The following is a 23,977-nucleotide window of genomic DNA, read 5'->3' on the forward strand; positions in this document are numbered from 1 at the left end:
TACGGTAATTATTTCTCGGGCCATGCCCCTAATGAACCCCGCGCGAGCTGGCAAGGGTGTTACAAGGGGTTCAGCACCTTATGCCGATTCAAAATTGATCCGGCGACGATTATTATCGGGCATGGCACGGGTGACATACCCCACGGAACAAATACGCAAAGCGCCCTGCCCCTGTTCCCAATGCCTGTACCGGCGGAAAGGATGGATGAGGGAAACATCGTCCCTCTCCAGACCACCGGCACAGGCCTTGAAACCTTATTTAGAGCCGCCGGCTTGGTCGACAGCGGTCTTTTCTGCAGGAGTCGCCTTGGGCGGCTCCACCACACGCAGATGCAATTCCTTCAGCTGGCGGGGACTCGCGACGGACGGAGCGCCCATCATCAGATCCTCACCCTTCTGATTCATCGGGAAGGCGATGACTTCACGAATATTCGGCTCATCCGCCAGCAGCATCACGATGCGGTCGATACCCGGAGCAGAGCCACCATGCGGCGGCGCGCCGAGTTTGAACGCTTCGATCATACCGGCAAAATTGGCATCGACTTCTTCCTTGCCATAGCCGGCAATTTCAAACGCCTTGTACATGATATCAGGGCGATGGTTCCGAATGGCGCCGGAAGACAGCTCATAGCCATTACAGACGATGTCATATTGCCACGCCAGAATGTCGAGCGGGTCCTGATTTTCCAGCGCATCCATCTCGCCCTGCGGCATGGAGAAGGGATTGTGGCTGAAATCGACCTTCTTTTCTTCCTCGTCATATTCGAACATCGGGAAGTCGACGATCCAGCAGAATTTGAAGCAGCCCTGCTCGATCAGGTCGAGTTCCTGACCAACGCGCGTGCGCGCTGCACCAGCCAATTTGACTGCTTCGGATTCCTTGCCTGCGGCGAAGAACAGACCGTCATTTTCGCCCAGGCCCAGTTCGTCATACAGCGCCGCCATCTTGTCCGGCCCGTGATTCTTCGCAATCGGACCGCCAAATTCGCCGCCCTTGCGGGTGACATAACCAAGACCGGCAAAACCTTCACCGCGCGCCCAATTGTTCATGTCGTCAAAGAACTTACGGCTCTTATCCGCGGTGTTGGGAGCCGGAATGACGCGCACGATGCCGCCGGAACCGACGATCTTTTCAAACAGGCCGAAACCTGACTGTTCGAAATGCTTCGAGACATCGGTGATGATCAGCGGATTGCGCAGATCAGGCTTGTCACTGCCATATTTCAGCATGGCTTCGCGATAGGGAATGCGGGGGAATTCACCCGCCGGTGTGACGGTCTTGCCGTCGGCAAATTCTTCGAAACAGCCAGCCAGCACCGGTTCCAGTGCCTGGAAAACGTCTTCCTGCGTCACGAAGCTCATTTCGAAATCGAGCTGATAGAATTCGAGGCTGCGGTCAGCGCGCAGATCTTCATCGCGAAAACAGGGCGCAATCTGGAAATAGCGGTCGAATCCGGCCACCATCAGCATCTGCTTGAACATTTGCGGTGCCTGCGGCAGCGCATAGAACTTGCCCGCCTGCAGACGGCTGGGGACCAGAAAGTCGCGCGCGCCTTCAGGGCTGGAAGCCGTGAGAATCGGCGTCTGGAATTCGGTGAACCCCTGCGCTTCCATCCGCTTGCGCAGCGACGTGATCACCTTGCTGCGGAGCATGATGTTATTGTGCATCGTCTCCCGGCGAAGGTCGAGGAAGCGGTGTTTGAGTCGGATATCCTCGGGATATTCCTGTTCACCAGCCACGGGCATCGGCAATTCCGCGGCGTAGCTTTCCACCGTTACAGAACGGGCGAAGACTTCGATTTCACCGGTTGGCAGGTTGGGATTGATCGTCGCGTCATTACGCGCCTTCACTTCGCCATCAATGGTGATGACGCTTTCAACGCGCAGACTGTCGAGCGTCTGAAGAGCGGGCGAATCCTCATCCGCCACGATTTGGGTCATGCCGTAGTGATCGCGCAGATCGACGAACAAAACGCCACCATGATCTCGCTTGCGATGCACCCAGCCGGACAGGCGAACACTCTCGCCAACATCTTTCTTCGACAGGGCAGAACAATTATGGGTACGGTAAGCGTGCATCGATACTCTTTCCATTGGGCAAGCTATCAGGCTAGTGCAGGGGCGCGCTAACACGGTAACGCCGCCTCATTGTCAAGCCGCGCGTGGCGACACGAACCGCCGATACGAAAAAAACGAATGAAGATACACCCACTGATAACAACTACCGACGAATTGTCAGCCTTATGCGAAAGGCTGGCCGAATCCGAATCTGTCTGTGTCGACACAGAATTCATGAGGGAGAACACCTATTGGCCTCTCTTATGTCTGGTGCAGATCGGGAATGAGGAGGAAGCCGCGGCGATTGATCCGCTGGCCGATGGTATCGACCTTTCCCCCCTTCTCGACCTGCTCACCGATAATGAGGATGTACTGAAGATCTTCCACGCCGGGGGCCAGGATGTCGAAATCATCTACAACCTCACCGGCAAGACTCCGCATCCCATTTTCGACACGCAAATTGCCATGATGGCGATCAGCCAGTCGGAACAGATCGGCTATGCCAATCTGGTGGAAAGCTGGATGGGCAAAACGATCGACAAGGGCGCCCGCTTCACGGATTGGAGCCGCCGCCCCCTGACCGATCGGCAGATCGAATATGCCATTGGCGATGTGACCTATCTGGCGCAGATCTTCCCCAAGATCCTCAAGCGGCTGATCAAGACCGGGCGCGGAAGCTGGCTCAATGCGGAAATGGAGAAGCTCGCCGATCCAGATCATTATCGCAATGATTTCAGCCAGGTGTGGAAGAAAGTTCGTGCACCTTCTCGCAACGCACAAGTGCTCGGTCGCCTGAAAGCGCTGGCCGGATGGCGCGAGGCCGAAGCGCAGGACAAGAATATCCCACGCGGCCGAATCATGCGTGATGAAACGCTGGCCGATATTGCCGGCCATCCGCCCAAGAAACAGGCCGATCTGGCAAAGGTCCGCGGCCTGTCCCAAGGCTGGAAGGACAACGATATCGGCAAGCGCCTGATGCGGGTGATCGAAGATGCAGAACCCTTGCCGCCCGAGGAAATGCCCGAAAAACCCAAGCGCGGTGCACCGCTGGGCAAAGAAGGCGCCCTCGTCGCTGACTTGCTGAAACTGCTGCTCAAAATCCGTTCACGCGAGATTGATATCGCCTCGCGCCTGCTCACCCGCTCGGATGAGCTGGAAGCCCTCGCCGCCGGGATTCGCGATCTCCCGGTTCTGAAGGGCTGGCGCTATGAGGTGTTCGGGCGCGATGCGGTGGAACTGGTAGAGGGCAAACTCGCCTTCGCCGTCGAAAACGGTCAGCTGAAGATGACCCATATCGATGATATGCTGGAACAGGCGCAAGCGGACAGCTTGGCGACTTCGGGCGAAACCACGCAATGAGCACATATCTGCCGACGATCAAACAGCTGCAATATCTGGTTGCGCTGCATGAGCATGAGCATTTTGGTCGTGCGGCAGAGAGTTGTTATGTTTCGCAATCGACCCTGTCAGCAGGGATCAGAGAACTGGAAACGCTGCTGGGCGTGACGCTGGTGGAACGCAGCCGCCGCGTGGTGCGCTTTACCCCGCTTGGCAATGCTGTGGTGGCGAAGGCTCACCGCCTGCTGCGCGAAGCAGAGGAATTGTCGGAGCTGGTTCAATCTTCAGGACAGCCGCTTTCTGGCGAATTGCGGATGAGCGTGATCCCGACGGTTGCACCGTTTCTTCTGCCAAAAATCCTGCCCCGGTTGCGCCGCGATCGCCCCAATCTGAAGCTTTTCCTGCGCGAAGAAACGAGTCAGGACGCCATCGAGTCGCTGCATCATGGCCGCTCCGACTGCGTGTTGCTGGCCCTGCCCTTTGCCACGGGCGATGTCGAAAAAGCGTCTATCTGTCAGGATGAACTCTATGTCGCCTTCCCGAAGGATGACCCGCGCGATCCCCCTGACCGAATCCCGCCTTCGATGATTGATGAAGGACGGCTGCTTTTGCTGGAAGACGGGCACTGTCTAAAGGAGCACGTTCTGGCGGCCTGCAATCGTCCGGAGCTGCGCGCCAGTGCGACAATGATCGGCACCAGCCTCCACACACTGGTGCAGATGGTCGATAATGGACTGGGGCTGACGATGCTGCCCGCAATGGCGATTGAAGCAGGCATCTTGAACGGCACGGATGTGGTGGCGCGTCCGCTGAAAAGCCAGAAGGCAATGCGTGAAATCGCGTTAATCTGGCGTCCGAACTCTCCCCGGGCAGAGGATTTCAAACTGCTTGCTGATGAATTTCGCGCACAGGATTGATCAGCTTCACATTCGGAGAGGCACTGCCCGGCAGGTCACCCGTCAGATAGGTTCCGCGCCCGTCTCTTTTGACCTTAAACAGCGCCTCATCGGCTGATTCCAGCACTTCCATCACATCGCCATTGCGATTCGGCACCCATTCCGACAATCCGATACTCACGGATAAGAACAGCCTTTCACCCCGCCAGATCAGCGCATTATGGCTTAAACAATCGATCAATACACGCGCCAGAGCTTCCGCCTTCGCTCTGGATGATTCGGGCAGGAACAGCGCAAATTCGTCGCCGGCGATACGAGCGACGACATCATTCGGCCCCGCGCAATTCTTCAAAATGTTCCCAATATGCCCGAGACAGGCATCTCCGGCCGCATGACCATAGGCATCATTGATTCGCTTGAAGTGATCGACATCGATCATCAATACACTGGCACCGGCGGGCGATGGGGCAAGATCGCCCGATTTAAGCCGGTCGACTACATATCGGCGATTGACCAGACCGGTCAGCGCATCCTCATTCGCCAGCTTGGCCACTTCCCCGCGCAGGCGGTCCACCGCCATCACGATCAGCCCGAAATTCCACACCAAAGCGGCGAACAATTGCCCGGCCAGCGATGTAGAAGCAATCAGGCGGTACCAGTCCAGCCCGGTATACACATTGGTGATGTAGAGCACGTTCATCACGAACCAGCCCATCATCGCGAAAATGCCAAAGATCAGACCACCGGCTGCAATCAGGCGTCCCGGTGAGAATTGATTCCTTTGCAGGAGAAACCGAGCAGTGGCGAATAATGGAACTGCAAGCGTGGCCAGATAAACCGGATTGCGCCCTGCCCAACTGTCAAAAGACGCCAGCATCGCCGCCACGCTGAACAGAAAGAAGGGCACAACAAACCGATACCCCGGATCGCACCGGTAAAAGACCCGCACGCCGATATAGATCTGTAGAAAGCCCGCCAGCATCAGCGCATTGCCTGAAACACCGCCGACAAACAGCCCCGTCTGACGCTGACTCGCAAGCAGCAGACCGCCCAGCAGCCACAAAGCGGACGACAGAAACCAGTGCCAGGCGGCCATGATTTCGCGGTAATTCAAGGCAAGAATGCCCCATATCACGCAAAGCGCGATGGAATCGAAAAATGCCACGATGTAAAGAGTAGTAAAGTCCATCAGGCCCCCTTCGCTGACAGATGACTCGGGAGGGTAAATAAATAGATAAAACTACGTAAAGTATGCTTCCCAAAACGCGTAGAATTGCGTTTAATTGCTGTCACTTAGAACTTTCAGGGCGTTACAGGATGGCTAAAAGAATGAAGCAACCCGGTTCGCGATCCGGCTGCCAGGGCTGCGAGCATTCTACCGCTCTGCCCTTTGATTTTACGATGGCCTTTCAGCCCATCGTTCAACTCTCCAGCAAGAGCATATGGGGCTATGAAGCCTTGATCCGAGGTGTTTCGGGGGAAGGTGCAGCAGCCATTCTGGATAGGGTCGAACCAGACATGATCTATAGCTTCGATCAGGCCTGCCGCGTACGCGCGATTGAGCAAGCCGCAGCGCTTTTTCCCGATGACGGCAGCAAGCTATCGATCAATTTCAAACCCAATGCTGTTTATGAACCGCTGGCCTGTATTCAGGCGACTCTGAAAGCTGCAAACCAGTTCGGCTTTGATCGCCAGCGGCTGATGTTCGAATTTACCGAAGATGAGCGCATGCACGATGTCCCCCACCTGATGCGAATCATCGAAGCGTATCGCAGCTTCGGCTTCACCACGGCAATTGACGACTTTGGTGCAGGTCACGCCGGGCTGTCATTATTGGCAGACTTTCAGCCTGATCTCATCAAGTTCGATATGGCGCTCATGCGCGGGATCGACACATCGCCGGCACGACGAACCATAGTGGCCGCTATGGTGTCGGTGGCAAGGGATCTCGGGATCACCTGTCTTGCCGAAGGCATGGAAACCGCAGAGGAGGTTGCGGTGATGCGCGATCTGGGCGTGGATTTGATGCAGGGGTATTTTTTCGCCCGGCCCGCAACTGGCGCACTGGCCGAAACACATAATTTGTAAATCGGCGCTGGCCGATCAATCCATGTGTTTCAGGCCGACCCGCAAATAATCCCAGCCGGTAATCAACGTCAGCAGCGCCGCGCCCCACAGGAATATGAGGCCGCCGGTGTGGACCCACTCCATCAACGGCACGCCGCCTGCCAGGATCAGCATACCGAGCGCGATCAACTGAAAAGTGGTTTTCCATTTGGCCATTTTGGAAACGGGCACAGATACCTGCACTCCGGCCAGGAATTCCCGCAAGCCAGACACTGCGATTTCGCGCAGCAGGATAATCATCGCCGGCACAACGCTCCAGCCGCTGATATCGTCATTACCCACCAGCACCAGAATGACCGCCGCTACCATGATCTTGTCGGCAATTGGATCCAGGAAAATCCCGAGCTTCGATACCGTGCCGTTGGCCCTGGCCAGATAGCCGTCAAAATAATCGGTAATGCCCATCAAGCAATAAAGCGCGAAGGCAAGCGCATACCCCCATTCCCACCGGGGCCACCACAGCAGCGCGACCAATAGGGGTATGGCGACAATGCGCGAAAGGGTGAGCAAGTTGGGTACGGTCAACATAAGAGGATCCTGTAGCGTGGAAAGGCCGCGGGAAAAAGCACCGCTTGTCTCTTGTTCCACTCTCCGAAGCCGCTAGGGGTGACATTTCAGGACCAATCGACGCAGCGAGTAATATGTCACTCACTCTAAATTTGCTGAGGCAGCGTCGCTTTCTGCCCCTCTTTTCCACACAATTGCTGAACGCTTTCAACGACAATCTGTTCAAGAACGCGATGGTTCTGTTCGTCGTTTACAATGTTTACAATTCCGAAGCGGCTGAGGCGCAATTCAGTGCCATCGCCTCTGGCCTGTTCATCCTGCCCTTCTTCTTTCTGTCCGCCGTGGCGGGACAACTGGCTGATCTGCGGGATAAAGCGGTAATCGCGCGCCGGGTAAAACTAGCGGAAATCGCCATCATGCTTTGCGGTGCCGCCGGTCTGGTTCTGGCGTGGAAGGGATTGCTGGTACAATCACTCGCCATCCCGCTGACCCTGCTCGCCCTATTTGCGATGGGGATTCATTCCACCTTTTTCGGCCCGATTAAATACGCAATTCTGCCGCAGCACCTGGATCGCGGCGAAGTTCTGGCGGGGACCGGATTGGTTGAAGCAGGCACCTATATTGCGATTCTGGCGGGCACAATTATCGCTGGCTGGATCCCGGTAGAAGCTGCTGCGATCTTTGTCGTCATCACGGCGATGGTGGGCTATCTTTGTGGCCGGCAAATCCCGCCTGCTCCGCCGCGCGTCCCGAATCAGCCGATCGACTGGCACATATTGCGATCCTCCTGCGCGCTCATTCGTAATACGATGGCCGACCGCGAAGTCTTCTTCGCCATTATGGCGATCAGCTTCTTTTGGACCATCGGCGCGGTATTGTTCATCCAGTTCCCCCCGCTCGCCAAGAACGTTCTGTTCGCGAGCAAGGAAGTGGCCAGCCTGTTTCTGGTGATGTTCTCGATCGGTGTCGCGATTGGGTCCGTATCGGTGAATATGCTGCTGAAAGGCACAGTGTCAGCGAAATACGCGCCCATTTCGGTCATCGTGATGGGCCTGTTCATTACGCTGTTCTATTTTATCTGCAGCGAATGGTCGAGTTATGGGGTCCCAGGCGCGCTGCTAGGCGTCGATGAGTTCATTCGTCAGCCACTGGCCCTACCCATTCTGATTACGCTGATGCTGATTGCGACCGCTGGCGGAATGTTTGTTGTACCGCTTTACGCCTTTCTCACCACCAAAGTGGCCCCGGATGAAGCTGCCCGCGCGGTCGCGGCAAATAATATCGTCAATTCCGGTGCGATGGTCATCGGATCGCTGATTGCCGCAGGGCTGAGCGCGGCCGGAATGCCACTGGCCGAACAATTGCTGCTCAGTGCGGTCATGTGTCTGATTTCAGCACTGCTTGGCGCCTTGCTCCACCGCGAAGAAAAACGCGCGGCGTCAATATCCGGCAAAGCTTAGGCGAAAAAGACCAAAGCGCACACGAAGCACGCACAATAAGAGGTGAGAAAGAAACGCAGGCAAGACAGGCCCTCGTCAAGCTCCCAGACCTCTGGTGCTGATAGCAAGGCAGTTTCTGACGCGTGACGGATGATAAGCGACCGGCGTTTCATTTGGCCACGTTAACAATTTGGTAACCATCGTCAGTCGCAAATTACCAGCTGTCATGAAACGAGACATTGTCTGGCGGCGGCGTAGTCACAACGGCACTCTGTGACGAAAGTGAACTGTCGCACGCCCATGAAAAAAGGCCGCAAAAGCGGCCCTTCCTCATTATCATATGACCTGAGTGGTCAGACCTTGTCGCCTAGTGCGCCCTTCACTTCACCCTTAAGGTTCTGTGCTTCGCCCTTGACTTCCTGCTCGCGGCCCTCGGCACGCGTTTCAGGATCGCTTGACTGCTGCTTGGCATTACCAGCGACTTCGTTGGCGATACCTTTCGCCTTGTCTTTCAATTCACCCATTGCATGTCTCCTTCTATTTGACAGAGACGATTGCTCGTCTTGCCTAATCTACGTTGGAGCAGGCAAGTCGTTCCGACATTAGCTCTTTGACTTCAAAAGAATTTTTTCCCATTCATCCGGGCGTATTTCTGCCACGGACAAGCGCGAAAGGCGGACCAGTTCGCATTCTTTCATCGTTGGATCCGCCTTGATTTCCTTCAGAGTAACCGGACGGTCGAGCTTGCGCACAGGTTTGAGCTTAACAGCCGCCCATTTATTTTCCGGATCGGTCGGGTCCGTGATGCCGGAAACAGTTATTTCGGCGATCCCAACAATCTCACGCCCGATATTGGAGTGATAGAAGAACACCTGATCGCCAACTTCCATCGCTCGCATGTTGTTTGAAGCACGATGATTGCGTACACCGTCCCAGGTACCTTCTTTTTCGGCGATTAAATCATCCCAACCGTAAACATTGGGCTCTGACTTCATCAACCATGCACGTTTGGCCATCGCTTTCCTCATTCTTTCTGCAATGACCTAAGGCATCGCATTAACCGAAAATTGAACTTGCCAGCTCATAACGGGATCACAAGTGAAAGGGCAATCGTGAGCAGGGTGAAAAAGCTCTATGCATAAGGCAACCAAACAGCCGGCAAAGCGGCCAAAGCAAGACGTCGTCGGGCTCGGAATATCGATCGCGGCGCTGATCTTGTTTGTCGGTATCGCTGGCTCGGTTGCGCCCCGTCTCGTCAATTATTGGGCCGGCCGGGGAAGTCCGCCTGACGTCGTATTGTCCACTGCACTGCTGCTGAACATCGCGCTCATTCTCTTTGCCTGGCGCCATTACAAATATTTGCAGACCGAGCTGGACGAGCGCCGCGAGGCTGAAAAACTAGCCCGGCAACTGGCCAATACCGATCCGCTGACCGGGTGCCTCAATCGCCGCAGTGGCATCCCCACTATTGATGATCTGATTGGTGACGCACGCGCCAATGCTGACAGTGTCGCGGTGATGATGGTCGATCTCGATAATTTCAAGAAGATCAATGACGCCAATGGTCACAAGGTTGGCGATGAAGTGCTGCTGGAAACGGCAAGCCGTATCAAGAAGGCCATTCCCCGCGGCAGTGTGCTCGCACGGCTGGGTGGCGATGAATTTGCCTGTGCAGTCCGCTATCCACGCGGCGAAACGGATAAAATCGATAAAATGGCCGAGCGCGTGATCGCCGAGATCTCCGCGCCCATCAAAGCAGGCGACGTGTCGGCATCGATTACTTTGTCACTGGGCATCGCCACTTGTAAGGAAGGCAGCGATTGCACAGCGGAAAAATTGCTCCATCAGGCTGATATCGCCATGTATCAGGCCAAACACGGCGGCCGCAATCAGGCGACTTGGTTTGAAGAAGCCATGGAAACCGAATTGCAGGCCCGGTCTGGTTTTGAAGAGCGCATTCGCCGCGGAATCGCACAGGGTGAATTTGTCCCTTATTACCAGCAGCAGATTGATCTGGAGACTGGCGAACTGGTCGGTTTCGAGATGCTTGCGCGCTGGAACTCTCCCGAAGACGGCCTGGTTTCCCCCGATCTGTTCATTTCCGTCGCAGAAGAGACAGGCCTGATCTGCGAGCTTTCTGAAATGCTCATCGCTCAGGCGCTCGAAGACGCGATGCAATGGGACCCCCGACTAACCCTGTCGGTCAACATTTCTTCGGTTCAACTCTGCGATCCCTGGTTTGCGCAGCGCCTTTTGCGGCTGCTCAACGAAACCGGCTTCCCGGCCAAACGCTTCGACATCGAAATCACAGAGAACTGTTTGAATGAGGATCTGGGCGCGGTCCGCGCGGTCATCACCAGTCTGAAGAATCAGGGCGTCAATGTTACGCTGGATGATTTTGGAACCGGCTATTCCAGCCTCGCCCGTCTGAAAGCTTTGCCGTTCGACAAGCTGAAGATCGACAAAACCTTTGTCGCTGAGCTGTCCAAGGAAGGCGGCAACACCAAATTCGTGGAGGCGATTGTCTCACTCGGCGCAGGGCTGGACCTGCCGGTCACAGCGGAAGGGATCGAAACCAAGGAAGTGCTTGAGGCCCTGCGCAAATTCGGAAAGCTCAAAGGCCAAGGTTATCTCTATGGCCGCCCCGAAGATAGCCGCACGACCAATGACCTTCTGAGTGCCCGCAAATTGTTGCGTCAGGCCATCCGGTCCAACGACAAAAACAAAGATGTCACCGGTCTGAAAGAATCCCGCGCTGGCTAAGCGATTTCCTATTTCAGCAAACGGAACCGCTGGATGGATTGCGGTTCATCGCCGCAACGCCTAACTGGCTGGCATGCAAGTTTCCTTCACCAAGATGCACGGCCTCGGCAATGATTTCATCGTGCTCGACGGTCGCGAAACGAATCTGCCGCCGTTGCGCCCCTCGACAGCCCAAATGCTGGCCGATCGCCGTACCGGAATTGGCTGCGACCAACTGATCCTGCTCGAGCCTTCGAACAGTGCCGATTTCCGGATGCGAATTTTCAACCCCGATGGCAGCGAAGTGGAGGCATGCGGCAATGCCAGCCGCGCCGTTGGCCTGCTGCACGGGCGCGATGCCAAAATCGAAACTGCCGGGGGCATCATTACGGCCCACATGACCGATCAGGGCATCGCCGTGGATATGGGCACGCCCCGCTTCGGCTGGGATGCCATACCGCTCGGCTATGCGATGGATACGCTATCCATGCCGGTCGGCTGGGGCGAGCTGGAAAATCCCGCAGCGGTCAATGTCGGCAATCCCCATGTGATTTTCTTCGTTGAGGATTGTGACGCGGTTCCGATGGAAAATCTCGGACCCGAGATAGAAAACGACCCGCTTTTCCCGGAACGGATCAATGTGAATGTGGCGACGGTGATTGACCGGACCGCCATCCGCCTGCGCGTCTGGGAACGCGGTGCCGGCCTGACCCGCGCTTGCGGCACGGGCGCCTGCGCCACGGCAATTGCCGCGATGCGCCGCAATCTGGTCGACCGTTCTGTCACCGTCCATCTTCCCGGCGGTCCGCTCCAGATCGATTGGGGGGACGACCAGCGCATCACCATGACCGGCCCTGCAACAACCAGTTTCACGGGCAGCTTAGACTGGAGCGCCTTTGCATGAGCGTGGAAGTGGTTTCCCTCGGATGCCGCCTGAACATCTCGGAAAGCGAGCGTATCCGTGCGCTGCTGGGGGATGAGGAGCAGATGGTGGTGATCAATAGCTGCGCCGTCACCAGCGAAGCCGTGCGCCAGACACGCCAGGCAATCCGCCGCGCGCGCCGCGCCAATCCGGATGCCCGCCTGCTGGTCACGGGCTGCGCCGCCGATATAGAGCGGCAACAGATTGCCGACATGCCGGAAGTCGACGGCCTGATCGCCAATGAAGCGAAGCTGGACCCGCGTGCATGGAATGTGCCGCCGCGCGCCGAACCTGCCCCCAAACAGCGCACCCGTGCCTTTATCGCGGTACAGAATGGCTGCGATCATGCCTGCACCTTTTGCGTTATTCCGCAGGGGCGCGGGCGTAGTCGGTCACTGACCATCGATGAAGTGCTGCATGAAGTCGAACGCCATTTGCAGCAGGGCGCACCAGAAATCGTATTGACCGGTGTCGACGTCACATCATGGGGCCATGATCTGCCCGACACCCCGCCACTGGGCCGACTGGTCAGCGTGATCTTCCAGCGCTTCCCCGAAATAAAGCGCCTGCGCATGTCGTCACTGGACGGAATAGAGATTGATCCTGAATTGTTCGATCTTTTCGCGCATGAAGAACGGATGATGCCGCATGTGCATTTGTCGCTCCAATCGGGGAACGACATGATCCTGAAGCGCATGAAACGCCGCCATTCGCGCCAAGACGCAGTGGAACTGGTTCAGGCCTTGCGCGAAAGGCGGCCCGATCTTGCCGTAGGCGCCGATCTGATCGCGGGCTTCCCGACAGAGAGTGAAGCGATGCATCAGGATAATCTTTCGATCATCCGCGATCTGCGCATCGTTCACGGCCATATCTTCCCTTATTCGCCCCGCCCGGGCACACCGGCAGCACGTATGCCGCAAATTGAGCGCCCCATGATAAAGCACCGCGCTGCTCAGCTGCGCGAAACGGTCGAGGTCATTCGCGATGAATGGCTCCGCAGTCTGATCGGCACACCTCTCCACGTTCTGGCAGAGCGGGATGGCAGCGGTTATTCGGAAAATTTCGCAAGGGTCGCCATGCCCGATGGTATTCCAGCGGGTACGCTGACACGCATCACCCCAACGGGGTATGACAAAGGTTTGTTATATGAGTGAAGAAAGCTGGTCCGACCGGATTCTGGGCGGATTCCGCAAGACATCGGAGCGTCTCTCCACCAATCTGACCGGTATTGCCGGATCGGGCAAGCTGGACGACACGACATTGGACGATGTCGAAGATGCGCTGATCATGACAGATCTGGGCCCCAGTGCAGCGGGCCGCATCCGGGCTAAACTGGCGGAAAAGCGCTTCGGCCTTACCATCACCGAACAGGAATTGCGCGAAGCGGTGGCCGAGGAAATCGCCGCCATTCTGCGCCCGGTGGCAAAGCCACTGGAAATCACCGCATTCCCGCGCCCGCAAGTCATCCTGGTGATTGGCGTGAACGGGTCAGGCAAAACCACCACCATCGCCAAACTCGCCCACCTGTTTCAGGAAGATGACTATGGTGTGATGCTGGCCGCTGGCGACACATTCCGGGCAGCCGCCATTGGACAGCTTGCCGTGTGGGCCGACCGCATCGGCGTTCCGATTATTCGCGGGCCGGAACAGGGCGATCCCGCCAGCGTGGTGTTTGACGCGGTGAAAGCCGCCACGGATCAAGGGACCGACGCGCTGATCGTCGACACGGCCGGTCGTTTGCAGAACAAGCGGGAGCTTATGGACGAGCTCGCCAAGATCCGCCGCGTGCTCGGCCGCCTCAATCCGGAGGCGCCGCATGATGTGGTGCTGGTGCTCGATGCTACCAATGGCCAGAACGCGCTGTCACAGATAGAGATTTTCAAGGAAGTGGCCGGCGTCACCGGCCTGATCATGACCAAGCTGGACGGCACAGCACGCGGCGGCGTGCTTGTCGCTGCAGCGGAGCAATATGGCCTGCCGATCCACGCCATTGGCGTGGGCGAAACGATCGAGGATCTGCGCCCCTTCGATCCCGATCTGGTCGCGCGCGTAATAGCCGGAGTAGCCTGACATGGCCGAAGCAAACACACCCGAAGGCACAAAGAAGCCCAAATCGGGCTGGATCAACCTGCTGGTCGATTACGGCCCGCTGGCGGTGTTCTTCCTCACATACAAGCTGACCTTACCGGCAGACGATGTCAGCGGCGTTGCCTCCATCGTAGCGGTGGTCAAAAGCACGGGCGCCTTCATCCTGGCAGCCATTTGCGCGCTGGTTATATCCAAATGGCGGCTCGGCACTATTTCACGCATGCTGTGGCTTTCCACCGTTCTGATCGTCGGCTTTGGCGGTATGACGATCCTGCTGCGTGACCCCTTCTATGTTCAGGTCAAGCCGACGGCGCTGTATGTCTTCTTCGGACTGGTGCTGCTGGGCGGTTGGCTGAAGGGCAAAGCCTTCCTGCAATGGCTGCTCGAAGCCGCATTTGAGGGTCTGTCCGACGAAGGCTGGCTCAAATTATCGCGCAACTGGGGCATCTTCTTCCTCCTGCTCGCCGTGCTGAACGAAGTGCTGCGCCATTATCTGAGCTTTGGTGACTGGCTGGCGGCCAAGCTCTGGGTCTTCCTGCCACTGTCCTTCCTCTTCACCTTCACCCAGCTGCCCATGCTGCTGAAACATGGCCTCTCGGTCGCAAATGAAGAGGAAGTAGTACAAAATCCGCCACCGAAATAATCGAGAAAGTGCCTACATCTGCAAGCCAGAGCGAAGTCAACATCGCCCCGTTTTGTGCGTATTTCCAGGCGGCGTTGCCTCAGCTGGAAACTGACTACACTTGGTCCATCCCTCAATCGTTTGAAGAATATGGATTTCGTGGTCGCGGCTATGAAGCAAACAAGCAGCTGAAATATCACTTTAGCCGTTTATGGCATGAGACAGACCGCGAGGGCCGCGAAGAGCTGGCCAGAAAGATTGTGTCCGATTGGGGCGGTGTTCGCGCGAACCGGCCTGAAACACTGGTCAGATATATCGACTGGATTGAACATGAACGGAGCGTCTGGCCCAAGCAAGGCGTTGCAAGCTATTCAAAAATCCTATCGATCGTGGCACCAGATAAGTTCGCGATTTATGATGCTCGTGTCGCTGTATCGCTGATAGCAATTCAGTATATTTTCGGATCGTCTCGTGGTGTGCTGTTTCACTATGTGCCCGGTCGCAACAAGACGACAGGCGATAACAAGGGGCGAGGCTTCACAAACCATCCGCGTTTCAAGTCTCGTGCGCTGAAACATGTCGGCTGGACACGATTAAGGCCGAACGCGAATTATCAGACCTATCTCGATACGCTCAACCGGGTAGCAAATCAGCTCTGGCAACAAACCCAGTTCCAGGATCTGCTACTGTGTGATCTTGAGATGTCCCTTTTTGCCAATGCTGAACGCCTTGCTTTGCGGGCGATGAACCTAGCCGAGCAGGATTAATCTGTACGGATAATTTGATAAGGGCGCTCGGCAATACCAAGCGCCCTTATCATTCTCAGATCTCGACCTGACTGCCCAGTTCCACCACGCGGTTGGTGGGCAGACGGAAGAAGTTCATTGGCGTCGCCGCATTACGCATCATCCATGCGAACAGTTTTTCACGCCAGATGGCCATGCCCGGCTTCTTCGCCGAGACCAATGTCTGACGCGACAGGAAGAAGCTGGTGTTCATCATTTCAAACGGACCACCGCACATCTCGATATTCTTGAGTGCGGCTGGAATGTCGGTTTCTTCCATGAAGCCATAGTGCAGAATCACGCGGTAGAAGCCGTCGCCCATATCAGTCACTTCGCAGCGCCGCCCGCTATCGGCATAGGGAATATCACCGACCAGCACCGTCAGCACCACAACCCGCTCATGCAGGACCTTGTTGTGTTTGATATTATGCAGCAGCGCAGAAGGCGTACCATTCGCCCCTGAATTCATGAAAATGGCCGTCCCGGGCACACGCGCTGTGCTGTTGCGACCTGATTTCGCGAAGATATCCAGCGGCAAACCCACCTCTGCCATGCGCTTGCGCATCAGATGGCGGCCCTTGGCCCATGTCGTCAGCAGCGTGAAGGCCACCGCACCAATCAGCAGCGGGAACCAGCCACCGTCGGGAACCTTGGTGAAGTTCGCGCCGAAATAGGCCCCGTCGACGATAAAGAAGACGAGCATGACCGGCGCGGCCATCCACCATTTCCATTTCCACACTGCCGTCAGCAGCACCGCCATCAGGCAGGTGTCGATCAACATCGCCCCAGTCACCGCGATGCCATAGGCCGAGGCGAGATTGGACGAGTTGCGGAAGAAGAGGACCAGCACGATCACTGCGATCATCAACACCCAGTTCACCAGCGGGATATAAATCTGGCCCTGTTCGGTCTCACTTGTGTGCAGGATCGACAGGCGTGGCACGAAACCGAGCTGAATGGCCTGATGGGTGACCGAAAAGGCACCCGTAATCACGGCCTGGCTGGCAATGAAGGTTGCGGCCGTCGCCAGCAGCACAAGCGGCAGACGCAGCATTTCAGGCGCCATCACGAAGAACGGGTTTTCGATCGCTTCTGCCGCGCCGGCATCACCCAGCCCGAGAATCATCGCGCCCTGACCGAAATAATTCAGCAGCAGGCAAGGCATCACGAAACCGAACCATGACAGGCGCAGCGGGCCGCGGCCAAAATGGCCCATATCGGCATAAAGCGCTTCTGAGCCCGTCACGGCCAGCACAACTGAGCCAAGCGCGAGGAAGCCAAGCAGCTTATCCGTCATGAAAAACTGAACCGCATACCACGGGTTAAACGCCATCAGGATGGCCGGCATCTGTACGATATGGATGATGCCAAGCACCGCCAGCGTACAGAAATAGACGATCATGATCGGCGCAAACAATATGCCGATCCGGTGTGTCCCGCGCTTCTGAAGCAGAAACAGACCGACCAGCAACACGAGCGCAATCGGAATGACGAGCGGCGAAAGACGCGATTCGACAACGGTCAGACCCTCGACCGCCGAAAGCACCGAAACGGCGGGGGTAATCATCGAATCGCCGTAAAACAGGGCCGTCGCAAACACGCCCAGCAGCACGGTGAGCCAGCCATAACTGGATTTTCCGATATGACGGGACAGCAAAGCGACCAGCGCCAGTGTTCCGCCCTGCCCGCGGTTGTCCGCGCGCATCAGAATACTGACATATTGGATCGAAACGACCAGCGTCATCGACCAGAAGATCAGGCTGACGACGCCCATAATGTGCAAATCGTCCAGCGCGAGGGGATGCGGCCCCACGAAGGTTTCGCGAAATGCATAGAGCGGGCTGGTGCCGATATCGCCAAATACGATACCGACCGCTCCTGCCGCCATTTTCAGTTTGGCGGAGTGGCGATCACCGGCACCATTGCCGGAATGTGTCAATGCGGCGTCACTCATCGGGATTAAAAACCCTTTCGTCCTTTGCGCGCGAGCGGGCGGCGGCGATTAACAGCACCTTCATCAAAGCGCAATGCGCCGCAGCGCAGCATTACTGCTCATCCCCTTGTGGGACAAACGAAGTTTCCGGCGAAGTCTCTGGCTGCGCCGCTGCAGACTGCTCTTCCGCCATAGCCGCGATTCTGCGCATCAGCATATCCAATTCGTCCAGCCGCGCCTGCAATTGATCGCGCCATGGGGCATCAGCTGGTGCCAGATCCAGCGTACGCGCCCATATTTCACGCCCTTCAATCAATTCGCCCTGCCGGATATAGGTCGCGCCGATGAAGAATCCGGGTGCCAAAGTGTCCGGATCAGCTTCTTCTGCCTTGTTAAAGGCATAGAGCGCGGCCGGGCTCAGCGTACCTTCGGCATGTTCGACCAAAGCGTTGCCCAAGGCGGTCCAGCCTTCGACACTATCCGGATTATCGCGCAGAAAACTATGCAAGGCGTCGGCGGCATTGGCATATTGCCCTTTGCGCATCATCGCATCGGCCAGAATGAGCCCCTGTGCCCCTTGCTGATCTTCCACGCCAAGAATGCGCTTTCGTGCCTCGACCAGTGCCCAGCCATCACCCTTTTCATCGGCGCGAGCCGCAGTGGGCGCGCCAGGCATGTTCGGCTGTCCTTGCGCAGCATAGCCCGCGAGCCCCAGCACCAGAACCGCCAGCACGCTCGTCCAGAGCGCTTTGGGAATGCGGAACAGAAACACCATCGCCGCAAAGGCCAAGGCAGCAAGCCCGATCACCATAATCCAGGTCATTTCGGCCCTCCAAAACGGCGCAGCATGATCAGCAGGCCAAGCGCCAGCAGAACCAGCGGAAGCGCAAAAAGCGGCCAGGTGGTGGCCGTGACGCGCGGTGCATAGCTGACATAATCGCCATAGCGATCAATCAGCCAGCTGCGGATCGCTTCCGGATCTTCACCAGCCGCGATCCGGCTGCGTACCTGATGGCGCATATCGCCGGCCATCGGCGCATCGCTATCGGCAATCGACTGGCTCTGACATTTGAGACAGCGCAGCGTCTCCATCAATTTCTGCGCCGCCGCTTCCTGCGCCGGGTCATCAAGTTGTTTATAGGCATAGGGTGCAGGCGGCAGATCATTTTGCGCCTGCAGCGGCAATGCGCCGAGCAGCACGGCAAGCACGGCTAACAATGACAGAACACGCGCCATCACTGCCCTGCCCCCTTCAGTTTTTCGAGCAGCATCGGCACATCGTCTTCACGAATATCACCGATATGCTGATATTGAATCACACCCTTCCCATCGACCACGAAGGTTTCTGGCACGCCGGATGATCCAATGGCGAATTGCACTTCAGAAAGGTCATCCGCGCCGATCCGGCTGTAGGGATTGCCATACATATCCAGAAATGCACGAACATCCTCTGGCCGATCACGGATCGCGACGGAGACGATATTGGCCCCCTGCGCTTCCAGTTCGGCCAGTTGCGGTGCCTCTGCCGCACAGGGAACGCACCAGCTGGCGAAAATATTGAGCAGATGCGGTTCGCCTTGGGCCAGATCCGCGCTGGACAGACCCGGGCGATCATCCACCGCCGGTTTCAGGGCAAATTCCGGTATCGGTTTGCCGATCATCCCGCTGTGGACGAAATTGTCCTTCGGCCGTGAAAGCTGGATCGCAAACAGCGCAAACAACGTCAGCGCCAGCACCACCAGCAGCCACAATCCCCATCGCACGCGCTTGATCACGAGACCGCCTCCTCATGACGCTGGGCAATGCGCCGTTCCGCCGAACGCCGACGCAGATCCACCGCGACCCGGCCGATCAGGGACAGAAAACCGCCCAGAGCGATCAGCACGCCGCCATACCAGATCCACGTAACGAATGGCTTCCACCACAGACGCAACTGCCAACGCCCCTGCCCCGCATCATCACCGATCACGGCGTAGAGCTGGCCATTCCAGCGCGTCAGCAAAGCGGATTCGCTGGTCTGTTGAAACGGCGTCCAGAAGTTGCGCGATTGCGGGTCCAGTTCATAAAGCGCACCGCCTTTATAGGAGACCAGCAAACGCCCCTCCAGCGCGGTCCAGTTTGGTCCGGCTATCGGTTCCACATCGTCGAGAGTGACACTCCACGGCCCGACAGTGGTCGATTGACCGATCTGAGCCGCGACCAGCTCTTCCTGCGTAAATGCGCTGTCCGCAGCCATGCCGAACAAAGCAACCGCAATGCCGAAATGGGCGACAACCATGCCCCACACGGCGAGCGGCAAGCGCCGCAGCGACCGGCCCCGCAGGGGCAGAAGCGAGCCAACAGCCACGCCCGCTGACAGAAGGATACCAATAAAGGGCAGCAAATCCGTGCCGCCAATGATCAGTGCCGCGGCGAGTGCCGCCAGAACGGCAAGGCCCACCGTGATCAAGGACGGGCGAATGCGTTTCATGCTGTCATGCCGCCAGCGCAGCAGCGGGCCGACGCAGAGCACGACCAGCATCGGCACCACGAAAATGGCACTGACCGGGTTGAAATAAGGCGGACCGACCGAAACCTTAACCCCGAACGCCTCCGTAAACAGCGGGTAGAGCGTGCCCAGTAGCACTATGCCCAAAATGGCCGAAAGAGCGACGTTGTTGACCACCAGCGCGCCTTCGCGGCTGACAATCGAGAAACGCTGCCCTTCCGCCACGGTGTTGGCGCGCAGAGCGAACAACACCAGGGCACCGCCAATATAGATGGCCAGCAGGGCGAGAATGAAGCTGCCGCGTTCCGGATCGACCGCAAAGGCATGAACGGAGGTCAGAATGCCCGACCGCACCAGGAATGTGCCGATCATCGACATGGAAAAAGCGACAACGCCCAGCATGATCGTCCATGTGCGCAAGGCATCGCGCGAGGCCAGAACACTGACCGAATGCAGCAGAGCGGTCGCCGCGAGCCATGGCATGAGGGAGGCATTTTCAACCGGGTCCCAAAACCACCAGCCACCCCAGCCAAGCTCGTAATAGGCCCAGTAACTGCCCGCCGTGATTCCCAATGTCAGGAATATCCAGGCCCCCAGGATCCACGGCCGCATCACGCGTGCGAAATCCGGGGTCACCTGCCGGGTGATCAGCGCGCCCACGGCGAAACTGAATGCCACCGACAGCCCGACATAGCCGAAATAAAGTGTCGGCGGATGGAATGCGAGACCGATATCCTGCAGCAGCGGATTGAGGCCCATACCCTCCGGCACAGGCTGAGGCAGGCGTTCAAACGGGTTCGAGCTGAACAGCAGAAAGGCATAAAAGCCAAGGCCGACAAAGGCCTGGGCAGACAATGTCGCAATCATCGTTCGTTCGGGCAGGCGCCGTTCGATAATTGCGATCAATCCGCCGGCGATGGCCATCACTGTGACCCAGAGCAGCATGGAGCCTTCATGATTGCCCCATGCCCCGGCCAGTTTGAAGATCAGCGGCTTGGCCGAATGCGAATTGGCCGCCACCAGCGACACGGACAAATCGGTGCGGGCGAACAGCAAGAGCAGCGCGCCAAAGGCCAGCGCGCATAAAACCGCCTGAACGCTCGCCACCGGTCGCACCAGCGCGGCCAGCGGCGTGTCCGGATTGTTCACAGCCATCACGCCTGCGGCGAGTTGCAACAGCGCCAGTGCGAATGCCAGCCACAGGGCGGCAAGACCGATTTCAGCAATCACTGATATGTTTCCGCGACAGTTTGTTTGACCTCAGTCTCGGTCATGTTTTCCAGTTCGCGCGGCATATAATTCTCATCATGCTTGGCCAGCAGATTATCGGCCTGAAATGTTCCGTCGCGCCGCAAATGCCCCTCCGCCACAACGCCCGAGCCTTCAACGAAGAGCGCCGGGACGATGCCGGAAAAAGCGACGGGCACGGTTTCCTTGCCGTCACCGACCAGAAAATGGATCGTCACCCCGTCATCGTCGGTTTTGATCGATCCGGTCTGCACCATTCCGCCCAGACGCACGGCACGGTCGGGCGCTGGCGGTGCCTCCAACATTTCGCTGGGCACATAGAAATAGCTGGCCTGATTGCGCAGCGCCCAGGTGGCGAGCAGCCCGGCACCGATCAGCGCGATCAACGCCACGACCACCAGCACGAGGCGCTGATGCTTCGCCTTGAAGCGCTTATTCTTATTTGCGGCGGTCATTTTCGGCGGGCCTCCTCGCGTCTTTTTTCAGCGCGGCGCATCGCGATCCAGCTCCAGCTCACCAGAGCCAGAATACCGATAACACCCACCGCATAAGCGGCGAGCACGAAATCCCATTGGTCGAGCGCTTCTCTCATGCGATTTTCAAAGTCCTTCCGCCAGCGCCTTGCGCCGCAGGCGTGCTTCCGCCTGAATATCGGCCAGCAATGCCCTCATGCGCGCCAGCACCACCCCGCCAAACAACAGAGAAAAACCCAGCGCGGCGATCAGCAGCGGCCATAAGAAGGCCGGATCAATCGCGGATTTACCCATGGTGATGCTGGGCGGTTGATGCAGCGAATTCCACCAGACCACCGAACGATTGATAATGGGGATATTGATCGCGCCTACCAGGCCGAAAATGGCCGGAATACGGCTGGATCCACCCTCACGGCTGACCGCTCCGGACAGCGCGATATAGCCGAAATAGAGAAACAGCAGCACCAGCATCGAGGTGAGCCGCCCGTCCCACACCCACCATGTGCCCCATGTAGGGCGCCCCCAGATGGAGCCGGTGATCAGGCAAATGGCGGTAAAAACGGCACCGGGCACTGCCGCAGCCCGCGCCGCGATGGTTGCCAGCGGGTGTCGCCACACCAGTTCAGCGAGACTCGCAATCGCGATGGTGGTCCACCCGCCCATGCCGAGCCATGCAGCGGGCACGTGGAGATAAAGGATGCGAACGGTTTCACCCATCAGCCGGTCTGTCGGTGCCACCAGCAAACCATAAGCGAGCGCGCCAAAGGCAATAATCAGCCCTGCCACCAGAAGCAGCGGGGTGAGCCAGCGTGCGAGGCTCAGAAAGCGTTTGGGATTAGCGAAGCCATGCATGTTTAAAAAACCGCTATTTGCGCGCCCCTTTGGCAGGGCATCGCGCCACTAGCAAGGCCTTGGCCTATCAGGCAACAGCCAGCCGCAGCTGGCGCCGCCTTCTGCTCAGCCGCGCCCGATCAGTTTGCGGGCCATCTGGTCCGCCACAATATCAGCGCTTTGGCCGCTTTCTTCGCTTTCATGCCAGATCGAACGGAGCCGTTCGGGGATCATGCCGATACGCTCACGGACTTCTTCCGAACTGCAAGTCTGACCATCACGGCGCGCGAGATATTCGAGCGCGACATTGATGATTCCGCCGCCATTGATGACGTAATCGGGCGCGTAAAGAATATCTCTGGCGGCGAGCAATGCGCCGTGTTCCGGTCGCTTCAGCTGATTATTCGCACCGCCGGCGACAATAGCGCAATCCAGCTTGGCAATACCATCGGTATCGAGAATCGCGCCCAGCGCATTGGGGGAGAACACATCGCATTCCATGCCCATGATCGCATCGACCGGTGCAGTTTCGCCGCCCAGCTCCTGTGCCAGAGCGGCAGCCTTTGCCTCATTAATATCGGCCAGGGTCAGCTTCGCGCCATCAGCTGCCGCCAGCCGGGCAACACCGCCGCCGACACTGCCGCAACCCTGCAGCGAAAGCCGCACATCCTTCATGCTGTCCGTGCCCAGCTTGTGCTGAACAGCCGCCTTGATCCCCAGATAGATGCCATAGGCTGTATAGGGACCGGGATCGCCGCCCGCCGCGCCTTCCTGGGCGGGCAAGCCGCAAACATGCTGCGTATGATGGGAAATGGTGACCATATCGGCCACGCTCGCCCCGACATCTTCCGCCGTGACATAGCGCCCACCAAGGCTTTCCACCGCTTCACCAAAGGCGGCGAGCATTTCCAGCGTCTGGCGCTGCCCTTCCTGCAAAAGGACAACGGCCTTACCGCCCCCCATGGGGAGACCAGCCATCGCGTTTTTATAGCTCATCCCCCGCGACAGGCGCAGCGCATCGCGCATCGCGCCAGCGGGTTCGGGATAATGCCAGAAACGGGTGCCGCCTGCACCCGGCCCGCAATGGGTGGAATGCAGCGCGATAATCGCTTTTAGACCTGATTTTCGATCATCGACAAAATGCACCATTTCATGGTGATCGAAATCCGCTTCGGTCCAAAAAGCCGTCATAAATGTTCCGCCCTGCTGCTGGGATTGCACGAGGAACAAACGTAGCTGAAAAATGGGGCGACCAACGGGGTTCGAACCCGTGACCTCCGGTACCACAAACCGGCGCTCTAACCAGCTGAGCTATGATCGCCATATGCCAGGCACGCTTGCCGTGAAGCGCGCCTTTAGGCTCTCACGCTGCCGGGTCAAGCCTGGATCAGCGTGGGGGCGAGCCTGTTGCACAAGCCAAACCAAAAGCAAAGCGAAAACTTCATGAAATGGCGCTTAACGTAAGAAAATTACGCAAGGT

Annotated in this window: 24 protein-coding genes and 1 tRNA gene; 10 read left to right on the forward strand and 15 right to left on the reverse strand. The window is 57.6% G+C overall.

All coding sequences use genetic code 11. The features are described from left to right. Positions 1 to 255: 255 nt before the first annotated feature. Positions 256 to 2,079 carry an aspartate--tRNA ligase gene (gene aspS / locus GRI91_RS03865; RefSeq protein ID WP_160735265.1) on the reverse strand — a complete coding sequence of 608 codons (1,824 nt, stop codon included), beginning with the start codon at positions 2,077 to 2,079 and terminating at the stop codon, positions 256 to 258. Between the two features lie 117 nt (positions 2,080 to 2,196). Here aspS and rnd point away from each other — a divergent pair, with 117 nt between their 5' ends. After that, on the forward strand, positions 2,197 to 3,417 hold the full coding sequence (rnd, locus tag GRI91_RS03870) for a ribonuclease D (protein ID WP_160735266.1): 1,221 nt from the start codon (positions 2,197 to 2,199) through the stop codon (positions 3,415 to 3,417). Beyond that, positions 3,414 to 4,313, forward strand: a complete 900-nt coding sequence (locus GRI91_RS03875) for a hydrogen peroxide-inducible genes activator (RefSeq protein WP_160735267.1) — start codon at positions 3,414 to 3,416, stop codon at positions 4,311 to 4,313. The genes rnd and GRI91_RS03875 overlap by 4 nt, the downstream gene beginning before the upstream one ends. Here the strand turns inward: GRI91_RS03875 and GRI91_RS03880 are convergent. Beyond that, entirely contained in the window at positions 4,276 to 5,481 is a 1,206-nt protein-coding gene (locus GRI91_RS03880; protein ID WP_160735268.1) for a GGDEF domain-containing protein, read from the reverse strand. The two genes, GRI91_RS03875 and GRI91_RS03880, sit on opposite strands and share 38 nt — an antisense overlap. 128 nt (positions 5,482 to 5,609) lie before the next feature. On the opposite strand from GRI91_RS03880, the gene GRI91_RS03885 reads away from it, so the two are divergent. Then, positions 5,610 to 6,380 (forward strand): EAL domain-containing protein, encoded by a 771-nt coding sequence (locus GRI91_RS03885; protein WP_237437620.1) that lies wholly within the window; start codon positions 5,610 to 5,612, stop codon positions 6,378 to 6,380. A gap of 15 nt (positions 6,381 to 6,395) precedes the next feature. Here the strand turns inward: GRI91_RS03885 and pgsA are convergent, their stop codons facing one another. After that, positions 6,396 to 6,947 carry a CDP-diacylglycerol--glycerol-3-phosphate 3-phosphatidyltransferase gene (gene pgsA, locus GRI91_RS03890; RefSeq protein ID WP_160735380.1) on the reverse strand — a complete coding sequence of 184 codons (552 nt, stop codon included), beginning with the start codon at positions 6,945 to 6,947 and terminating at the stop codon, positions 6,396 to 6,398. Between the two features lie 113 nt (positions 6,948 to 7,060). Between pgsA and GRI91_RS03895 the strand changes: the two genes are divergently transcribed. Continuing rightward, positions 7,061 to 8,386 (forward strand): MFS transporter, encoded by a 1,326-nt coding sequence (locus GRI91_RS03895; protein ID WP_160735269.1) that lies wholly within the window; start codon positions 7,061 to 7,063, stop codon positions 8,384 to 8,386. A 332-nt stretch (positions 8,387 to 8,718) separates the two neighbouring features. Here the strand turns inward: GRI91_RS03895 and GRI91_RS03900 are convergent, their stop codons facing one another. Beyond that, a complete protein-coding gene (locus GRI91_RS03900; protein WP_160735270.1) occupies positions 8,719 to 8,889 on the reverse strand; it encodes a CsbD family protein in 171 nt (56 codons plus the stop codon). 78 nt (positions 8,890 to 8,967) lie between these two features. Next, positions 8,968 to 9,381, reverse strand: a complete 414-nt coding sequence (locus GRI91_RS03905; RefSeq protein WP_160735271.1) for an EVE domain-containing protein — start codon at positions 9,379 to 9,381, stop codon at positions 8,968 to 8,970. A 118-nt stretch (positions 9,382 to 9,499) separates the two neighbouring features. On the opposite strand from GRI91_RS03905, the gene GRI91_RS03910 reads away from it, so the two are divergent. The 6 genes from GRI91_RS03910 (at position 9,500) to GRI91_RS03935 (ending at position 15,506) form a co-directional block, all read left to right on the forward strand. Beyond that, the gene (locus GRI91_RS03910; RefSeq protein WP_160735272.1) at positions 9,500 to 11,128 is read left to right on the forward strand and encodes a putative bifunctional diguanylate cyclase/phosphodiesterase; all 1,629 of its coding nucleotides are present in this window, start codon (positions 9,500 to 9,502) and stop codon (positions 11,126 to 11,128) included. A 73-nt stretch (positions 11,129 to 11,201) separates the two neighbouring features. After that, on the forward strand, positions 11,202 to 12,011 hold the full coding sequence (gene dapF / locus GRI91_RS03915) for a diaminopimelate epimerase (RefSeq protein ID WP_160735273.1): 810 nt from the start codon (positions 11,202 to 11,204) through the stop codon (positions 12,009 to 12,011). Continuing rightward, the gene (mtaB, locus tag GRI91_RS03920; protein WP_160735274.1) at positions 12,008 to 13,183 is read left to right on the forward strand and encodes a tRNA (N(6)-L-threonylcarbamoyladenosine(37)-C(2))-methylthiotransferase MtaB; all 1,176 of its coding nucleotides are present in this window, start codon (positions 12,008 to 12,010) and stop codon (positions 13,181 to 13,183) included. The genes dapF and mtaB overlap by 4 nt, the downstream gene beginning before the upstream one ends. Continuing rightward, positions 13,176 to 14,099: a signal recognition particle-docking protein FtsY gene (gene ftsY, locus GRI91_RS03925; protein WP_160735275.1), complete on the forward strand. Its 924-nt coding sequence runs from the start codon at positions 13,176 to 13,178 to the stop codon at positions 14,097 to 14,099. The genes mtaB and ftsY overlap by 8 nt, the downstream gene beginning before the upstream one ends. Position 14,100: 1 nt before the next feature. Next, on the forward strand, positions 14,101 to 14,760 hold the full coding sequence (locus tag GRI91_RS03930; RefSeq protein WP_160735276.1) for an inner membrane-spanning protein YciB: 660 nt from the start codon (positions 14,101 to 14,103) through the stop codon (positions 14,758 to 14,760). 8 nt (positions 14,761 to 14,768) lie between these two features. Beyond that, positions 14,769 to 15,506: a hypothetical protein gene (locus GRI91_RS03935; protein ID WP_160735277.1), complete on the forward strand. Its 738-nt coding sequence runs from the start codon at positions 14,769 to 14,771 to the stop codon at positions 15,504 to 15,506. A 55-nt stretch (positions 15,507 to 15,561) separates the two neighbouring features. On the opposite strand, the gene GRI91_RS03940 is transcribed toward GRI91_RS03935, so the two are convergent. From GRI91_RS03940 to GRI91_RS03980, 10 genes are all read right to left on the reverse strand, one after another. After that, positions 15,562 to 17,478 (reverse strand): potassium transporter Kup, encoded by a 1,917-nt coding sequence (locus GRI91_RS03940; RefSeq protein ID WP_160735278.1) that lies wholly within the window; start codon positions 17,476 to 17,478, stop codon positions 15,562 to 15,564. A 91-nt stretch (positions 17,479 to 17,569) separates the two neighbouring features. Next, positions 17,570 to 18,280 carry a tetratricopeptide repeat protein gene (locus GRI91_RS03945; RefSeq protein ID WP_160735279.1) on the reverse strand — a complete coding sequence of 237 codons (711 nt, stop codon included), beginning with the start codon at positions 18,278 to 18,280 and terminating at the stop codon, positions 17,570 to 17,572. Beyond that, a complete protein-coding gene (locus tag GRI91_RS03950; protein WP_160735381.1) occupies positions 18,277 to 18,693 on the reverse strand; it encodes a cytochrome c-type biogenesis protein in 417 nt (138 codons plus the stop codon). The genes GRI91_RS03945 and GRI91_RS03950 overlap by 4 nt, the downstream gene beginning before the upstream one ends. Further along, entirely contained in the window at positions 18,693 to 19,232 is a 540-nt protein-coding gene (locus GRI91_RS03955; protein ID WP_160735280.1) for a redoxin family protein, read from the reverse strand. Before GRI91_RS03955 ends, GRI91_RS03950 begins: the two co-directional genes overlap by 1 nt. Continuing rightward, positions 19,229 to 21,175: a heme lyase CcmF/NrfE family subunit gene (locus tag GRI91_RS03960; RefSeq protein ID WP_160735281.1), complete on the reverse strand. Its 1,947-nt coding sequence runs from the start codon at positions 21,173 to 21,175 to the stop codon at positions 19,229 to 19,231. Before GRI91_RS03960 ends, GRI91_RS03955 begins: the two co-directional genes overlap by 4 nt. Further along, positions 21,172 to 21,648: a cytochrome c maturation protein CcmE gene (ccmE, locus tag GRI91_RS03965; RefSeq protein WP_160735282.1), complete on the reverse strand. Its 477-nt coding sequence runs from the start codon at positions 21,646 to 21,648 to the stop codon at positions 21,172 to 21,174. Before ccmE ends, GRI91_RS03960 begins: the two co-directional genes overlap by 4 nt. Further along, positions 21,645 to 21,785: a hypothetical protein gene (locus GRI91_RS15855; protein WP_202385424.1), complete on the reverse strand. Its 141-nt coding sequence runs from the start codon at positions 21,783 to 21,785 to the stop codon at positions 21,645 to 21,647. Before GRI91_RS15855 ends, ccmE begins: the two co-directional genes overlap by 4 nt. Positions 21,786 to 21,792: 7 nt before the next feature. Further along, positions 21,793 to 22,518 (reverse strand): heme ABC transporter permease CcmC, encoded by a 726-nt coding sequence (ccmC, locus tag GRI91_RS03970; RefSeq protein WP_160735283.1) that lies wholly within the window; start codon positions 22,516 to 22,518, stop codon positions 21,793 to 21,795. A gap of 105 nt (positions 22,519 to 22,623) precedes the next feature. Further along, complete coding sequence (locus GRI91_RS03975) at positions 22,624 to 23,688, reverse strand: Leu/Phe/Val dehydrogenase (RefSeq protein WP_160735284.1); 1,065 nt, start codon at positions 23,686 to 23,688, stop codon at positions 22,624 to 22,626. A 53-nt stretch (positions 23,689 to 23,741) separates the two neighbouring features. Further along, positions 23,742 to 23,818, reverse strand: a tRNA-His gene (locus tag GRI91_RS03980). Positions 23,819 to 23,977 lie beyond the last annotated feature (159 nt).

The sequence above is a fragment of the Altericroceibacterium endophyticum genome (genome assembly GCF_009827595.1).
GTDB classification, from domain to species: Bacteria; Pseudomonadota; Alphaproteobacteria; order Sphingomonadales; family Sphingomonadaceae; genus Altericroceibacterium; species Altericroceibacterium endophyticum.

Coding starts and splice junctions, on each gene's coding strand:
- GRI91_RS03885 (WP_237437620.1), top strand. CDS start 5,610: ATGGCTAAAAGAATGAAGCAACCCGGTTCGCGATCCGGCTGCCAGGGC.
- GRI91_RS03875 (WP_160735267.1), top strand. CDS start 3,414: ATGAGCACATATCTGCCGACGATCAAACAGCTGCAATATCTGGTTGCG.
- GRI91_RS03950 (WP_160735381.1), bottom strand. CDS start 18,693: ATGGCGCGTGTTCTGTCATTGTTAGCCGTGCTTGCCGTGCTGCTCGGC.
- GRI91_RS03895 (WP_160735269.1), top strand. CDS start 7,061: ATGTCACTCACTCTAAATTTGCTGAGGCAGCGTCGCTTTCTGCCCCTC.
- GRI91_RS03900 (WP_160735270.1), bottom strand. CDS start 8,889: ATGGGTGAATTGAAAGACAAGGCGAAAGGTATCGCCAACGAAGTCGCT.
- dapF (WP_160735273.1), top strand. CDS start 11,202: ATGCAAGTTTCCTTCACCAAGATGCACGGCCTCGGCAATGATTTCATC.
- GRI91_RS15855 (WP_202385424.1), bottom strand. CDS start 21,785: ATGAGAGAAGCGCTCGACCAATGGGATTTCGTGCTCGCCGCTTATGCG.
- GRI91_RS03975 (WP_160735284.1), bottom strand. CDS start 23,688: ATGACGGCTTTTTGGACCGAAGCGGATTTCGATCACCATGAAATGGTG.
- aspS (WP_160735265.1), bottom strand. CDS start 2,079: ATGCACGCTTACCGTACCCATAATTGTTCTGCCCTGTCGAAGAAAGAT.
- mtaB (WP_160735274.1), top strand. CDS start 12,008: ATGAGCGTGGAAGTGGTTTCCCTCGGATGCCGCCTGAACATCTCGGAA.
- ccmE (WP_160735282.1), bottom strand. CDS start 21,648: ATGACCGCCGCAAATAAGAATAAGCGCTTCAAGGCGAAGCATCAGCGC.
- GRI91_RS03940 (WP_160735278.1), bottom strand. CDS start 17,478: ATGAGTGACGCCGCATTGACACATTCCGGCAATGGTGCCGGTGATCGC.
- GRI91_RS03930 (WP_160735276.1), top strand. CDS start 14,101: ATGGCCGAAGCAAACACACCCGAAGGCACAAAGAAGCCCAAATCGGGC.
- GRI91_RS03880 (WP_160735268.1), bottom strand. CDS start 5,481: ATGGACTTTACTACTCTTTACATCGTGGCATTTTTCGATTCCATCGCG.
- GRI91_RS03910 (WP_160735272.1), top strand. CDS start 9,500: ATGCATAAGGCAACCAAACAGCCGGCAAAGCGGCCAAAGCAAGACGTC.
- ftsY (WP_160735275.1), top strand. CDS start 13,176: ATGAGTGAAGAAAGCTGGTCCGACCGGATTCTGGGCGGATTCCGCAAG.
- rnd (WP_160735266.1), top strand. CDS start 2,197: ATGAAGATACACCCACTGATAACAACTACCGACGAATTGTCAGCCTTA.
- GRI91_RS03905 (WP_160735271.1), bottom strand. CDS start 9,381: ATGGCCAAACGTGCATGGTTGATGAAGTCAGAGCCCAATGTTTACGGT.
- pgsA (WP_160735380.1), bottom strand. CDS start 6,947: ATGTTGACCGTACCCAACTTGCTCACCCTTTCGCGCATTGTCGCCATA.
- GRI91_RS03945 (WP_160735279.1), bottom strand. CDS start 18,280: ATGACCTGGATTATGGTGATCGGGCTTGCTGCCTTGGCCTTTGCGGCG.
- ccmC (WP_160735283.1), bottom strand. CDS start 22,518: ATGCATGGCTTCGCTAATCCCAAACGCTTTCTGAGCCTCGCACGCTGG.